The 14,342-nt window shown below is 59.1% G+C and carries 12 protein-coding genes; 6 read left to right on the plus strand and 6 right to left on the minus strand.

The features are described from left to right. The first annotated feature begins 8 nt into the window (after positions 1-8). Both ABIE59_RS17590 and ABIE59_RS17595 read left to right on the plus strand, forming a co-directional pair. The gene (locus ABIE59_RS17590; protein ID WP_354448916.1) at positions 9-575 is read left to right on the plus strand and encodes a TetR/AcrR family transcriptional regulator; all 567 of its coding nucleotides are present in this window, start codon (positions 9-11) and stop codon (positions 573-575) included. A 127-nt stretch (positions 576-702) separates the two neighbouring features. Continuing rightward, positions 703-1,788 carry an aldo/keto reductase gene (locus ABIE59_RS17595; RefSeq protein WP_354448918.1) on the plus strand — a complete coding sequence of 362 codons (1,086 nt, stop codon included), beginning with the start codon at positions 703-705 and terminating at the stop codon, positions 1,786-1,788. A gap of 104 nt (positions 1,789-1,892) precedes the next feature. On the opposite strand, the gene ABIE59_RS17600 is transcribed toward ABIE59_RS17595, so the two are convergent. Genes ABIE59_RS17600 through ABIE59_RS17620 form a run of 5 tightly spaced genes read right to left on the minus strand, consistent with a single transcriptional unit; the run spans position 1,893 to position 7,884 of the window. Then, entirely contained in the window at positions 1,893-4,931 is a 3,039-nt protein-coding gene (locus ABIE59_RS17600) for an efflux RND transporter permease subunit (RefSeq protein ID WP_354448920.1), read from the minus strand. Beyond that, a complete protein-coding gene (locus ABIE59_RS17605) occupies positions 4,928-5,980 on the minus strand; it encodes an efflux RND transporter periplasmic adaptor subunit (protein ID WP_354448922.1) in 1,053 nt (350 codons plus the stop codon). Before ABIE59_RS17605 ends, ABIE59_RS17600 begins: the two co-directional genes overlap by 4 nt. Before the next feature lie 38 nt (positions 5,981-6,018). Then, entirely contained in the window at positions 6,019-6,921 is a 903-nt protein-coding gene (locus ABIE59_RS17610) for an alpha/beta fold hydrolase (RefSeq protein ID WP_354448924.1), read from the minus strand. Further along, positions 6,911-7,402 (minus strand): PaaI family thioesterase, encoded by a 492-nt coding sequence (locus ABIE59_RS17615; protein WP_354448926.1) that lies wholly within the window; start codon positions 7,400-7,402, stop codon positions 6,911-6,913. Before ABIE59_RS17615 ends, ABIE59_RS17610 begins: the two co-directional genes overlap by 11 nt. Beyond that, positions 7,399-7,884, minus strand: coding sequence for a PaaI family thioesterase (locus ABIE59_RS17620; RefSeq protein ID WP_354448928.1), 486 nt, complete (start codon positions 7,882-7,884; stop codon positions 7,399-7,401). Before ABIE59_RS17620 ends, ABIE59_RS17615 begins: the two co-directional genes overlap by 4 nt. A gap of 164 nt (positions 7,885-8,048) precedes the next feature. On the opposite strand from ABIE59_RS17620, the gene ABIE59_RS17625 reads away from it, so the two are divergent. Then, a complete protein-coding gene (locus ABIE59_RS17625) occupies positions 8,049-8,669 on the plus strand; it encodes a TetR/AcrR family transcriptional regulator (protein WP_106695790.1) in 621 nt (206 codons plus the stop codon). 25 nt (positions 8,670-8,694) lie between these two features. On the opposite strand, the gene ABIE59_RS17630 is transcribed toward ABIE59_RS17625, so the two are convergent. Further along, positions 8,695-9,675 carry a lipid A deacylase LpxR family protein gene (locus ABIE59_RS17630; RefSeq protein ID WP_354448930.1) on the minus strand — a complete coding sequence of 327 codons (981 nt, stop codon included), beginning with the start codon at positions 9,673-9,675 and terminating at the stop codon, positions 8,695-8,697. Positions 9,676-9,862: 187 nt separating this feature from the next. Here ABIE59_RS17630 and ABIE59_RS17635 point away from each other — a divergent pair, with 187 nt between their 5' ends. The 3 genes from ABIE59_RS17635 to ABIE59_RS17645 form a co-directional block, all read left to right on the plus strand. Beyond that, positions 9,863-10,933: an HlyD family secretion protein gene (locus ABIE59_RS17635; RefSeq protein WP_354448932.1), complete on the plus strand. Its 1,071-nt coding sequence runs from the start codon at positions 9,863-9,865 to the stop codon at positions 10,931-10,933. A 14-nt stretch (positions 10,934-10,947) separates the two neighbouring features. Next, complete coding sequence (gene rbbA / locus ABIE59_RS17640) at positions 10,948-13,713, plus strand: ribosome-associated ATPase/putative transporter RbbA (protein ID WP_354448934.1); 2,766 nt, start codon at positions 10,948-10,950, stop codon at positions 13,711-13,713. A 3-nt stretch (positions 13,714-13,716) separates the two neighbouring features. Further along, positions 13,717-14,342, plus strand: a 626-nt coding sequence (locus ABIE59_RS17645; protein WP_354448935.1) for an ABC transporter permease, incomplete at its 3' end; no start/stop codon positions are given.

Raw genomic sequence — 14,342 nt, forward strand, 5'->3', positions numbered from 1 at the left:
GAATAACCATGAATCGTGATACCAGGACAGCCCTGATGGACCTTGCCGAGCATAGCGTTCGGTCACGGGGCTTTGACGGGTTTAGCTATGCGGATCTGGCCAAGACCATTGGGATTCGAACGGCATCCATCCATTACCATTTTCCCACCAAGGCGAAGCTCTCTGAAGCCTTGATTGAGCGTTATCAGGCCAATCTGCAGCACGCTCTGGCCGAGATCACGGCTGCCCATGCCAGCGCAGGCGAGCGCCTCAAGGCGCTCATTGCCCTGTACCGCGGCGCCTTGCATGATGGACAAACCGTGTGCCTGTGCGTCGCTTTTTCGATCTGCCGTGAAAGCCTGCCCGGCACCGTCATCTCCAGAGTCGGCGCCGTTCGCGCAATGGTGCTGCAGTGGCTTACAGAAACCTTTGAGTTGGGGCGCAGGGATGGATCCGTCTCGGCCATCCATGCCCCGACCGATGAAGCACAGGCAACCCTGGCGATGCTCGAAGGCGCCCACCTCGCCGCGCGCACCGAACAAGACCTGGCCGTGTTTGATACCGCAACGCGACTGCTGAGCGCCCGGTGCAAGTAACGGTTGGACATGGACCAGGTCAAGACAATCTTCGCCGAGTAACACAAACGAGTGCAAAAAAAACTGAAACAGGCAGCATTTACACTGATTGCTGAAACACCAACCGACAAGCATGATGAGGTGCAACATGGCAACTGAGACTTTACCGCTATTCGCTAATGACAACAGTTCAGGCTATAACCCGTTGGGCAATTCCGGGCTGTTCGTCTCCAAGCTGTGCCTGGGAACCATGACCTTCGGCGGCGATAAGGACATCTGGGGTCTGATCGGCAACTTGCAGCAGGAACAGGCCGACGAGCTGATGAAGATCGCCCTGGAAGCCGGCATTAACTTTATCGACACCGCCAACATCTATGGTTTTGGTGCCAGCGAACGCATCGTCGGCCAGTCCCTGAAAAACCTGGGCGTTCGCCGGGAAGATGTGGTGCTGGCGACCAAGGTGCTCGGCCCGATGAGCGATGGTCCCAATGCCCGTGGAGCTTCCCGTGGCCACATCATGAGCGAATGCAAGGCGAGCCTGGCGCGCATGCAAACGGATTATATCGACCTGTATCAGATCCACGGTTTTGACCCGGCCACCCCGATCGAGGAAACTCTGGAGGCGCTGAACACCCTGGTGCAACAAGGCCATGTGCGTTATGTGGGCCTGTCCAACTGGGCCGCCTGGCAGGTAATGAAAGCCATCGGCATCACCCGGGCCCGCAACCTGTGCCCGATCATCTCCTTGCAAGCCTACTACACACTGGTGGGGCGTGATCTGGAGCGGGATATCGTCCCGATGCTGGAATCTGAGAAGGTCGGTCTGATGGTGTGGAGCCCGCTGGCCGGTGGGTATCTGTCCGGTAAATACGAGGGCCCGGACGTCTCTGAGGAAAACCGGCGTGCCAAATTTGACTTTCCGCCCGTCAATCGTGAGCGAGGCAGCGACGTCATCAAGGTCATGCGGGAGATTGCTGACGGCAAGCAGATCGATGGCGAGCCGGTCACGGTGGCACAAATCGCTCTGGCGTGGCTGTTGCACCAAAACGTCGTGAGCAGCATTATCGTTGGCGCCAAGCGGCCGGACCAGCTGAAAGCCAACATCCGGGCCGCGCAGATCCAATTGTCTGGCGAAGAACTTAACGCGCTCGACGAGGTGAGCCGTATACCGGAGGAATATCCAGGCTGGATGATGAAAATGATGGCCGGGTACCGAGACTCTAACGCATCCTGATGCCGAAACCGATCCAGTCTTCACAGCGTGCTGCGCCCCGGCGGCGCAGCCTCTCAACTTGAGAAGTGGCCTATGCTGTCAACACGCAAACATCCGTGGCTACTTCAATCTTCTATCTGTAAGCGAAACCAGAGCGCATAAAGCGCCGGGACAAACAATAAAGTGACCAGGGTGCCGACCGCTACGCCACCTATCAGGACATAAGCCAGCGGCCCCCAGAACAGGTCAAAAGTCAGCGGTACAAACGCCAGAACAGCGGCCAGGGCAGTGAGCACCACGGGGCGGGCGCGCTGGACTGCCGCCTCGACCACGGCTTCACGGGCAACCATCCCTGCTGTGAAGTTGTCCTGCACCTGCTGGGTCAGAATCATGGTATTTCGCATCAGGATGCCGCCCAGGCCAATCAGCCCCAACAACGCAGTAAAGCCAAAGGGTTGGTTAAACAGCAGCAAAGCCAGCACCGCGCCAATCAGCCCCAGTGGCGCGGTGGCCAGAACGGTCAAGGTGCCGATAAACGAACGCATCTGAAGCATGATGAAAATCAGCATCAACGCCAGCATTATCGGTTGTAAGGTCTGAATGGACGCGTTGGCTTTGGCCGATTGCTCCACCGTACCGCCGATTTCAATACGATAACCCTCCGGCAACTGTTCACGCAGACCTGTCATCGCACTCCAGATTTCATTGGTGACATCCGGTGGCTGGGCGCCTTTTACATCCGCCTGAACGGCCAGGAAGGGGTCACGGTTGTAACGCTTTATAACCGGCTCCTCATAACGAACCTGCCACTTGCCCAGTTGCTGTGCGGAAAGTTTGCGGCCGTCGCGGGTTTTGATTTCAAGATTTTCAGGCATGATCACTTCGTCGCGGGCATTGCGCGCCACCAGTTGAACGCTCCTTATGCCCCGGCGTAGCTCGGTGACGGCCAATCCGCGCAGCTGGAACTGGAGTTGCCGGGCAACCTCTGCCGGGGTCAGGCCCATCCAACCCAGATTTTCTGGATCCAACTCAAGATAGAGTGTGGGTACACGCTCATCCCAATTTAGATGCGGCATGACGATATTCGTGTGCCCCTCCATGAGAGTCCGGATCTGGTGCCCGATCTCTCTGAGTTGATCTGGTTTCGGACCCAACACTCGAAAACTGACCGGCCAGGCCACCGGGGGACCATACAGCAAACGCGTTACCCGCACTCGTGCCTCCGGAAACTCACCCGCCGCGATTCTGGTTTCCAGCGCCGAGATGATGCGATCGCGCCCTTCAACGTCCCGCCCGATGGCAATCAATTTGGCAAATGCCGGGTCCGGCTGCTCGGGGTTTGCCGATACGAAGAACCGGGGTGCACCGGCACCGATGTAGGCAGAAAGGCTTTTCACCTCCGGCATGTCCATCAACATCGCTTCCAGGCGTCTGACACTTTCATCGGTGGTGGCGATGGCGCTCCCCTGCGGAGCAAACACACTGATCAGAACTTCGGGGCGATCAGAACTCGGAAAAAACTGCTTCTGCACCTGAGTTGCCATACCGAAAGCACTGAGCACCAGCAAACCCAACGTGATAAAAACGACGGTTTTCCGGTATTGCACACACGCGGTAATCACCCCACGCAACCGCTGATAAAAAGCGCTTTGGTAAAGGTCCTGGCCACCATGCCGGGGGTAATCGGGCAAAAACCTGACGCCCAGATAAGGCGTGAAGGTTACCGCTACAACCCAGGAAATTAACAACGAAAAAGCCAGCACCCAGAAGATGTTGCCGGTGTATTCCCCGACACCCGACTGGGCAAATCCGATGGGGACAAATCCGGCCACTGTCACCAGCGTTCCAAACAGCATGGGGGCGGCTGTTACGCTCCAGGCATGACTGGCGGCCCGTACCCGCTCCCAGCCGCTCTCCATCTTCACAATCATCATTTCAATGGCGATGATCGCATCGTCCACTAACAGGCCCAGTGCAATAATCAACGCACCCAGGGTGATGCGATCCAGGTTTATGCCTGCCATTTTCATCAATAAGAAAGTCAGGCCGAGAGTCACGGGAATCGCGATACCCACCACCAAACCGGCGCGCAGACCAATCGCCAGTATGCTGACTCCCATCACGACCACCAATGCCACCAGAAACTTGATTTGAAAAAGATCAACCGCCTGAGTGATGGCTTCAGCCTGATCGGTCAGGGTCTGTATTGACATCCCCAAGGGCAGCCTGGCCTGTTCAGTGCTGACAAACTTGCGCAGGCGCTCGCCAAACTCCAGGCCATTTTCGCCCGCCTCCATGACGACGCCCAGGAGAATCGCATCCTCACCGCTGGAACGGACGATGTAGCTCAAAGGATCTTCATAGCCCAAACGCACCTCGGCCAGATCAGACACGGTGATAAGCTGGTCTCCGATACGAAGAGGTACTGAGGTGAGGCGCTCAATGTCAGACAGGTCAATGTTGCTGCGGACATAAACCCGCGGGCCGGCGAGATCAATAAAGCCAAGAGGCTGAAGACGATTGTTGGCCTCTATCGCCTGCAGCACTTCTTCTGCCGACAGACCCAGGTTATTGAGCCGGTCCTGATCAAACTCGAGATACACCCGCTCCGGACGTTCCGCCAGTATCTGTGCTTTTTGCAAGCCGGGCAGCCGTTGCAGGCGATCCCGTATCGATTCTGCCTTGAGGGTCAGTTCACGCATTGGCATTCCGGGTGCCGTGAGGGCCAGCAGAGAGAAATACACATCCGCAAAATCGTCATTAACGATAGGTCCGATCACGCCACGGGGCAGGTTGGGCTTCTCATCGGACATGCGTTTGCGAACCTGGTAAAAGAGGTCAGGCACTTTGTCACTGGGGGTATAATCCATGAACTGGATAAGCATGGTGGCCTGCCCGGGGCGAATGGTGGTTTCAACAGTATCGAAATACGCCACCTCCTGGATTCGCTTTTCCAGACGATCCACAACCTGATTCTGTAGCACTTCGGGTGTTGCTCCTGGCCAGGCCACAGAGACCACCATCGACCGGACGGTGAACGCAGGATCTTCCGCACGACCAAGGGACGAGAACGCATAGAAGCCGGCAACAACGGACAGCAACAGAAAAAAGAGAGTGGCCGAACGCTCGCGAACCGCCAGCGCGGAAAGATTCGGCAGGCTCATCGTGCCAGCTCCCGCACCGCCATGCCGGGGATCAGCAGGTGTGTCCCCAACGCGACGATTTTCGTTTCCGCCCTGATATCGGCTTTGATCTGCGCAAACTCCTCGCCCAAATCGATAACCTCGACTGCAAGGGGGTTCACCGTGCCGTCGGAGACCACCCAAACCTGCGGCGTTTGACCTCTCTCGTCAAGGGCACCCAGCGGTACACGATGGCTGGCGGTGGTTTGTTTCGGCGTTAATCGGACGCTCACCACCGAACCAAGCGTTAAAGACGGAGGGTAGGGGCCCTCCAGGCGGTATCGGGCACGCCAGCTCCGGCTTCTGGGGTCGGCAGCCCCGGCAATCTCTCTCAGATTCATCGCAAGCTGTTCGCCATTGGACAAAGGAAGATACCCGTCCTTGGGCGGGCTACTGCCCTCAGGTAGAAAAACCTCTACTTCCAGCGATTGATCTTCGGCCAGTATGGCAAGGGTTTGACCGGCACTCACAACCTGGCCAGGTTCAACGATGACCTCAATGACCACGCCCGCATTGGCGGCTTTTAGTTCCGCATATCCCAAAGCATTCTGAGCCTGCTGATGGCGTGCAGAAGCCGTTTCCACCTGGCTACGTGCCTCACGCTCTGCTAATTCAAGGCGTTGCAGGGTTTGTTCGCTGACAAACTGACGTCCTGCCAGTTGTTGCTGGCGGCGGAGCTCATTAGTGGCAATGGCCAGGGCTGTTTGTGATCGCTTGAGTTCCGCGGCAGCTTCCTCTGCCGTTGCCACAAGGTCTCGTGTGTCGAGCTTGAACAGTAAGTCGCCTTTTTTCACGCGCTGACCCGCGTCGATGAAACGCTGTTGAATCCGGCCGGAGATCTGAAAGGCCTGAGGAACTTCGTGGCGGCTTCGCAGGGTTCCTGAAAATCTCCGCGTTGTTGGGTCTGCAGCCTTTAGAACAACTGTTTTTACCCAGGGGATAGAGGCGCGGGCCTCTGAGTGTGATTCCGAAGACTGCTGACAACCAGACAGAATGAGCAGCGAGATAAACAGTGTCAGCATACAGCGCATAGCAGGTGTCCCGATTGGCAAAAATCCAGGTGTGAGTATCAGTTGTCGCGGCATCCGGATAAAGCAAACTGCAGGATGGCATCGCGAACGGTTTCGTTCTGCTCCATGGGCAGAAAATGGGTCGTACCTTCAACTACCCTAACGTCAGCGGAGGGCAGCAGGATCTGCAGGCGTTGGCGCGCCGCCGGCGAGAAGGTTGATCCGCGTTCTGCAGCCAGCGCGATAACCGGGCACCGCAACTGACGAATACCCGGCCACGCGTTGTGTTCGGTATGAGCAAAGGTAGCGCTCTCCCACTCCGGGCTGCACGCCAATTGAAGTTGATCTTCCTGCGGCACGAAGGCGTGCTGGACGTAGGCTTCCAGCCATGCGTCGGGCCAGGTCTTGAAGCCACCGCGGCCACGATAGTTGTCCAGCGCGGCAGCATGCGAATCAAATGCCCTGCGCCGACGTGCCGCTCCGGCGGCCAGTGACAACCGATGTGACTGGCGTATCAGTTTGGCCAGTCCCAGCTTCAGGCCCTGCGCTGGATCCATGATCACGGGTTCGGCCAGAATCAGGCCCAGCACTTTGTCCGGCCGCCGGGCAGCCGCCATGATGCTGGTGGTGGCACCGATGGAATGGCCGGCAAGCCAGACCGGCTCGTCCTGGCTATCCAGCAGAGCCGTCATATCTCGATAGTAGGTTTCCCAGCCCCGGAATGCCGAAACATTCGCCGCATCGGCGCTGGCCCCATGCCCCCGCATGTCCCAGGCCAGGATATTGACGTCCGTGGCAAGCTCGTCAAGGAGAGGGCGGTACAGGCGGCCATGGAAACCCGTGGCATGTGCCCAGTGCAGCGTGGGGCGCGCTTTGCTCTTCGGCCAGCGCCACAGTGCGATCTCCGCACCATCCGTCGCCCGGAATTCGTCGCGTTCAGGTTTGTTGTGTTTAATGTCCATGCCGGTCTTCTTGTTGTGTGGCCATTGTCGGGAGCAACAACTGAACCTGACCGCTCACGATCGGTTTGCTCTTCTCGCCTTGCCAGCAGGTCACCTGGACCAGGCTGGTCCGCCTGCCTTGCCGGACAATTTGGGCCCTGGCGAACGTCGATCGGGCCTGCGCGGAGCGGAGGTAATTGATGTGGCTGTCGAGAATGCGCGGGCAACGTGTCTCTGCATCCCGGCTTTGCGCAGCCACCCGCGCGGTAAGTTCGATCAGAGCCCCAAGCACGCCGCCATGGAGCGCGGGTAGCATAAAGTTGCCAATCAGCGCTTCACGACACGGCAAATGAACCAATACACCGGCATCATCGCGCTGAACCTCAAGCCCGAGGTGCCGTGCGTACGGAATGCGCTCCAGCAGGGCCTGCCAGTCGGCATATTCTTTCCCGCTTTCGGCAGGACCCGAGCATTGTTGTGCCGGATCGACGACAGTGCTCATGCACCCTCCTTTTTTAGTCTGTCTGCCCGGAATTGCTGGCCCGGGGTGTTACGCATGAAGGTGGCGTTTGCCGTCGCTAGTAACTCACGCTTTCCCTCGCTGAGAATGTCACAATGAATAAACGCAACCTCGTTCGTTAAATGCCGACAGGTAGCTACCGCTAACAAGGCATGGTCGCCGCTGACAGGGCGCAAATAATCCATGCGCAAATCCAGCGTGGCAATGGGCATCAACTCCAGGGCCCCCGCGAATACCGCCAGGCCTCCGGCGGAGTCTGCCAGCGAGTATAGTACGCTGGTGCAGATTTCGTTCGTATCCTCTTGGGCAAACATCCATGATTGTGGCGTCAGACGCATACAAACCTGGCCCTGGTCTACCGAGACAACCTGCATGCCAAGATCCCTGCCGTGGGGAACCTGTTCGGTGAACTGCCACGCTGTTGTCACAGCGTCACTTTGCTGAACTCTGTTTGGCCTGGTCATCAGAGCTGCCCAGCCTGGCAAGCCTTTCGTACCGGGGCGGAAGTGATGGGAACCCGCTGATTTGCATCGATCATTGCCATGTCATTGTCTTCCGAATAGTATTGTTGCTGGATTTTGGTTGGTTAACCAACTAAAAGTCAAGGCTATGAGGAGATACTTTAACGATGGCTAACAGGCAGATGACTCCTGCAAGCAAACCGGGCGATCAGGGCGATGTTTTGTCTAACGCAGCCAGGCTTTTTCGCGAGAAAGGTTTTGAAAGGACCTCGCTCAAAGAAATTGCCGAGGCCTGTAATATGCTGCCCGGAAGTCTGTATTATCGTTACAGCAGCAAGGAAGCGTTGCTTGTCGAGCTGATGCGCCGGGGAGTCGACCTGGTGACCGCAGAGGTCGAGTCGGCTTACGCAAGCTCGGATGACCCGTTTGAACGATTGCGTCTTTGTATCAACGCACATCTGCGAGCCCTGTTGGTAGATTCAGACGCGGTTTACGTGCTGTTGTTTGAATGGCGGGCACTGGGCCCGGAGGCTCGCGAGGAAATCATCGAACTGCGTGACCAGTACGAGTCTCTATGGGCTGGTATCCTCGAAACAATGATTGTGCAGGGCGTGGTCCGGAAAAGTGTTGACGGCCGATTGCTTCGCCTGATTGGCCTTGGCGCGCTCAACTGGGTTGCAACCTGGTTCGACCCGAACGGGGCTCAGTCTCTCGACGCCATTGGTGATTTGATCTGGCAGATCGCTATGGACGGTGTCATCAGTAAAGAAGGGCAAGGCATAGGTTAAACGCTGCCCGAATATGTCATGGCACTCAGAAGCGATACGCAGCCGACACAGTCCCAAAAGAAAGTGAATCTTTATTACGTTCATTTTGGCTGGTCGTCGCTCTCAGTGTGATAGCCATCTGGATTCCTGGCGAATGCCAGCCAACCCCAACGCTACCCTGACCAACAACAGGACGCTGGTCATAATCGTACCGCCCCGACCGTTCTTCCAGATAGGAATAGGCTATGAATTCCATGCCCACGCCAATAAACACGGACCAGCCCGAGCCGGAGGCATCCAGTGAGCCCGGCAGACCGATGGCAGAAGAGGCTCCTGAATAATCCGGGATGATATTGGCGGGCAAGTTGGTGCCGATTCGCCAAGACATACCCAACTCGCCACTGCTGACAAAATTCGACAGCGTGCCACCGGTTACCCAGGCCATCTCCTGATGTATCCCGCTGCCGATATTTTCGCGAAACAAGCGTTGGGCATGAAAGGCGTGTAATTCGCCAATCACATCGGTACCCAGCTGATTATTCCAGCCTTTTGGATTGGTGCTGCCGGTCAGTTTGTGGACCCATTTTTGCGTTGCTTCGGCCCCGGAGTTCGGTCCAACGACACCCAGACCGATGCCATAGCCGGTCAGCGAGTCTGAACTCTGGCTCCAGAGCGTGATTGAGGCGGAGAGGTAGCCGACGTAAGGTAAATCTTTATATATTGGGTCAGACTCCTGTAAGTTCTCTGGGGTGACCATCAGTTGGCTCAAGCTGAAAGTCAAGGTATGATCGTTGCCCGTTCGACCAATAACGGGCAACCAATCCATTGCATTCCTGGCGCCTCTGGCCAGACACACCTCGCAGTTGTTGTTCTCTGCCGATGCACTCAGATAGGACAAACGGCCGCCATTGGTATAGCCCTTATCCGAGCCGACCAGAAGGTCATTGTCCCAGGAAATGCTAAAGGCCCCTGAACTGGCCCCTGCAAAACCGGGAATTAATGCAAACAAAAAGATGATCAGCCTCAAGAGAGCTTTGTCCCGCTAAAAGTGATAGTTCATCAACAATCCGCCGGACCAAAAATGATGTGGGTCATTCTAACTTCCGGGATTTGTGCTAGGGTAAAATCTCTGATGTGGGTCTGCAAACATATCGCTCAGTCTGAATTCAATGCTCAAGAATGAGTGAGCCAACTGGCGTGGAGCAATCCAGGACATGAAAAAGTTCATTAAAGCAAGTATTCGAGGCGTCACCGCTGCGATTGTCATTGGGCTGGGCATTTGGGCCTGGTGGTATTTTCAACCGCAGGACTTGCCCGACGGATTCGCCTCCGGAAACGGTCGGATCGAGGCGGTTGAGATTGATATCGCCGCCAGGACTGCTGGCCGTATTCGGGAGATCCTGGTCAACGAGGGCGACTTCGTCCGCGCCGGCCAGATCTTGGCGAAAATGGACACGGCCGTTCTGGAGGCTCAGCTCCGGGAGGCCGAGGCACAGTTGCAACGGGCGCTCATCGGCATCGAGACCGCGCAAAGCCTGGTGACCCAGCGTGAGGCCGAGAGGCAGGCCGCCGAGGCGTTTATAGCCCAGAGAAAGGCTGAGCTCGACGCCGCGCAAAAACGGCTTGTCCGAACCCGGGAGCTCGCCTCAAAAAATGCCGCCTCCGAGGCGCAGCTCGATGACGACCGCGCCGCGGCTGCGGCAGCGAAGGCTGCGGTCGGTGCCGCGGACGCTCAGGCGGCGGCCGCGCAAGCCGCCATAGGGCGGGCCAGGTCGGATGTCATCGCTGCGGAGGCCTCGGTGGAGGCGGCGCGGGCCACTGTCCAGCGTATTCAGGCGGATATCGACGACAGCGTGCTGAAATCGCCGCGAGAAGGGCGGGTCCAATACCGGGTCGCTCAGCCTGGCGAGGTTCTCTCTCCTGGCGGCGTGGTGCTGAACATGGTCGATCTCACTGATGTGTATATGACTTTCTTCCTACCGACAGAACAGGCCGGGCGGGTCGCGCTCGGTGCCGAGGCGCGGCTTGTGCTCGACGCCGCGCCGCAATACGTGATCCCGGCCGAAATCTCCTTCGTCGCGGACGTTGCACAGTTCACACCCAAGACGGTGGAGACGCAAGAGGAGCGCCAGAAGCTGATGTTCCGCATTAAGGCCCGGATCGCCCCGGATCTGCTCAGAGAGCACCTCCTCCAGGTCAAGACCGGATTGCCGGGCATGGCCTATGTGCGGCTCGACCCGCAGGTGGATTGGCCGCCTGAACTGCAGACGAGACTGCCAAATTGAGCCGGGAGGAACCTATGCAGACCGAGGGTGACGGGGAGGCTGCCGTGCCGGTTGCCCGCCTGCAGGATGTCACCTTGCGCTACGGTAAGGTGCGTGCGCTCAATAAGGTCACCATCGATATCCCGGCGGGCTGCATGGCCGGGCTGATCGGCCCGGATGGGGTCGGCAAGTCAAGTCTGTTGGCGCTGATCTCTGGTGCCCGTGCGGTCCAGACGGGGCGGGTCGAGGTGGTCGGCGGCGATATGGCCGACGCACGCCATCGCCGCAGAGTGGGGCCGCGTATCGCCTACATGCCGCAGGGCCTCGGGCGGAACCTCTATCCGACACTCACGGTGTCCGAGAACCTCGATTTCTTCGGGCGCCTGTTTGGGCATGACCACGGCGAACGGGCGCGCCGCATCGATGCGCTGACAGGGGCCACAGGGCTCAGGCCGTTTCTCGATCGGGCGGCGGGCAAGTTATCCGGCGGGATGAAGCAGAAGCTCGGACTCTGCTGCGCGCTGATCCACGATCCGGACCTGCTCATCCTCGACGAGCCGACCACCGGTGTCGATCCGCTCTCGCGCAGGCAGTTCTGGGAGTTGATCGCCGGCATCCGTCGTTCCCGGCCCGGCATGAGCGTGCTGGTGGCCACCGCCTATATGGAGGAGGCAGCACGGTTCGACTGGCTCGCGGCGATGGACGATGGGCGGGTGCTGGCCAGCGACACGCCTGAAGGCCTGCTCGCCAGCACAGGGGCGGATTCGCTGGAGGCAGCCTTCATCCGGCTGCTGCCGGAAGACAAGCGTCGGGATTATCGGGCGGTCGAGATTCCACCACGGCCGGAAGACGATGGCGATACCGCGATCGAGGTCCGGGATCTGACCATGCGCTTCGGCGAGTTCACTGCGGTCGATCATGTGAGCCTGCGTGTCCCACGGGGTGAGATCTTCGGTTTTCTCGGCTCCAACGGCTGTGGCAAAACCACGACCATGAAGATGCTGACTGGCCTCCTGCCGCCAAGCGAAGGCCGGGCCTGGCTGTTCGGACAGGAGGTGGACCCGCACGACCTCGCGACCCGTCGCCGCGTCGGCTACATGTCGCAGTTTTTCTCACTCTACACCGAGCTGACGGTGCGGCAGAACCTGGAGTTGCATGCCAGGTTGTTCCACGTGCCCGCTGCCGAGATTCCAGGGCGGGTGGACGAAATGGTTGAACGCTTCGATCTTTCGGCTGTGATCGACAGCCTGCCGGGCCGACTGCCCCTCGGTCACCGGCAGCGCCTTTCGCTGGCGGTGGCCATGATCCACAAGCCAGAGATGCTGATTCTCGATGAGCCCACCTCAGGTGTCGATCCGGTGGCGCGTGACGCTTTCTGGCGCAGGCTGGTCGAGCTGTCGCGCCGTGACGGGGTGACCATCTTCATCTCCACCCACTTCATGAACGAGGCTGAGCGCTGCGACCGCATCTCGCTGATGCACGCCGGACGGGTGCTGGTTACCGATACGCCGGCGAATATTGTACAGCAGCGGGGCGCAGAGACCCTGGAAGAGGCATTCGTCGCGCATCTGGAGGAGGCGTCAGGGGAGGGCGAAGCCGGAGAGGAGCAAACGGCGTCGCTCGATACGGTTAACGCGTCGGGAGGCCATGGCGAACCCCAAGGCTGGCGGCGCATGTTCGACCCCCGGCGCATGATCAGCCACGCCCGGCGCGAAGGGTTGGAACTGCGCCGCGATCCCATCCGGCTGACGCTGGCGCTGCTCGGCAGCGTCATTTTGATGTTCGTGATGGGCTATGGGATCAGCCTTGATGTTGAGGATCTCACCTTTGCGGTGCTGGATCGCGATCAGACCACTGTCAGCCGCGACTATACGCTCAACCTCAGCGGCTCACGGTACTTCATCGAGCGAGCGCCGATTACCGGTTATGCCGATCTTGACCGGCGAATGCGCGAAGGCGACATCAGTCTGGCGATTGAGATCCCGCCGGGCTTCGCGCGCGACATCGCCCGGGGCCGGCAGGTCGAGATCGGCGCCTGGATCGACGGCGCCATGCCGACGCGGGGCGAGACCGTCCGCGGCTATGTGCAGGGAATTCACGCCCACTGGCTGACGACAAAGGCGCGCGAGGCCGGCCACGGCGAGGCTTTGGCGGGGCTCGTCAATATCGAGACCCGGTTCCGCTATAACCCGGACATCAAGAGCCTGGTGGCGATGGTGCCGGCGGTGATCCCGCTGCTGCTCATGCTGATCCCGGCCATGCTCGCGGCACTCAGCGTGGTGCGCGAGAAGGAACTCGGCTCGATCACCAACTTCTACGTCACGCCCACCACGCGGCTCGAATTCCTGCTCGGCAAGCAGTTCCCTTACGTGGTCCTGTCCTTCCTGAGCTTCCTGCTGCTCACTCTGCTCGCGGTGACTGTCTTCGGCGTGCCGCTTAAGGGCAGCTTCCTGACGTTGGCGCTGGCTGCGCTGCTCTATGTTGGTGCCGCCACGGCTGTGGGGTTGCTGATCTCTACTTTTATGCGCAGCCAGATCGCGGCAATCTTCGGCACGGCGGTGCTCACCATCCTGCCAGCGGCGAACTTCTCCGGGATGATCGACCCGGTCTCGTCCCTGGAAGGGGGGGGGCGGGTGATCGGCGAGATCTACCCGACCACGCATTTCCTGACCATCGCGCGCGGCACCTTCTCGAAGGCCCTCAACTTCTCTGACCTTCATGCCGCCTTTCTCCCGCTGGCGCTGTCGGTGCCGTTCCTGATCGGGCTGTCCGCGGCGTTGCTCAAGAAGCAGGAGCGATAGTCCATGCGCCTTGCCAATATTTGCCATCTCGGTGTCAAGGAGTTGCGCAGCCTTGTCCGCGACCCGATCATGCTGGTGCTGATCGTCTACGCCTTTACCGTTTCCGTCTACACGGCGGCCACGGCTATGCCGGAGACCCTCAACAAGGCGCCGATCGCGGTGGTGAACGAGGATCGCTCGCCGTTGTCATGGCGTATCGTCAGCGCCTTTTACCCGCCGTACTTTGTTCTCCCCGAGGTGATCGACCAGGCCGAGATGGACGCCCGCATGGATGCTGGCCTCGACACCTTCGCCCTTGACATCCCGCCCAACTTCCAGCGTGACCTGCTGGCAGGGCGGCAGCCCACGGTCCAGCTCAACGTCGATGCCACGCGCATGAGCCAGGCGTTTACCGGCAGCGGCTATATCCAGACCATTGTGAGCGATGAGGTACGCACCTTTGTGCAGCGTTATCGTGAAGTTCCGGAGTTGCCGGTGGATCTGGCACTGCGGGTGCGCTTCAATCCCCAGCTCAACAAGTCATGGTTCGGCGCGATCATGCAGGTCATCAATAACGTGACCATGCTCTCCATCGTCCTCACCGGCGCGGCGCTCATCCGTGAGCGCGAGCACGGCACCGTCGAGCATCT

Source organism: Marinobacter sp. MBR-99 (assembly GCF_040547575.1).
Lineage (GTDB): Bacteria > Pseudomonadota > Gammaproteobacteria > Pseudomonadales > Oleiphilaceae > Marinobacter.

Bases quoted from the DNA above. Each gene is read 5' to 3' on its own strand.
- ABIE59_RS17590 (WP_354448916.1), top strand. From the start codon at position 9: ATGAATCGTGATACCAGGACAGCCCTGATGGACCTTGCCGAGCATAGC.
- ABIE59_RS17595 (WP_354448918.1), top strand. From the start codon at position 703: ATGGCAACTGAGACTTTACCGCTATTCGCTAATGACAACAGTTCAGGC.
- ABIE59_RS17600 (WP_354448920.1), bottom strand. From the start codon at position 4,931: ATGAGCCTGCCGAATCTTTCCGCGCTGGCGGTTCGCGAGCGTTCGGCC.
- ABIE59_RS17605 (WP_354448922.1), bottom strand. From the start codon at position 5,980: ATGCGCTGTATGCTGACACTGTTTATCTCGCTGCTCATTCTGTCTGGT.
- ABIE59_RS17610 (WP_354448924.1), bottom strand. From the start codon at position 6,921: ATGGACATTAAACACAACAAACCTGAACGCGACGAATTCCGGGCGACG.
- ABIE59_RS17615 (WP_354448926.1), bottom strand. From the start codon at position 7,402: ATGAGCACTGTCGTCGATCCGGCACAACAATGCTCGGGTCCTGCCGAA.
- ABIE59_RS17620 (WP_354448928.1), bottom strand. From the start codon at position 7,884: ATGACCAGGCCAAACAGAGTTCAGCAAAGTGACGCTGTGACAACAGCG.
- ABIE59_RS17625 (WP_106695790.1), top strand. From the start codon at position 8,049: ATGGCTAACAGGCAGATGACTCCTGCAAGCAAACCGGGCGATCAGGGC.
- ABIE59_RS17635 (WP_354448932.1), top strand. From the start codon at position 9,863: ATGAAAAAGTTCATTAAAGCAAGTATTCGAGGCGTCACCGCTGCGATT.
- rbbA (WP_354448934.1), top strand. From the start codon at position 10,948: ATGCAGACCGAGGGTGACGGGGAGGCTGCCGTGCCGGTTGCCCGCCTG.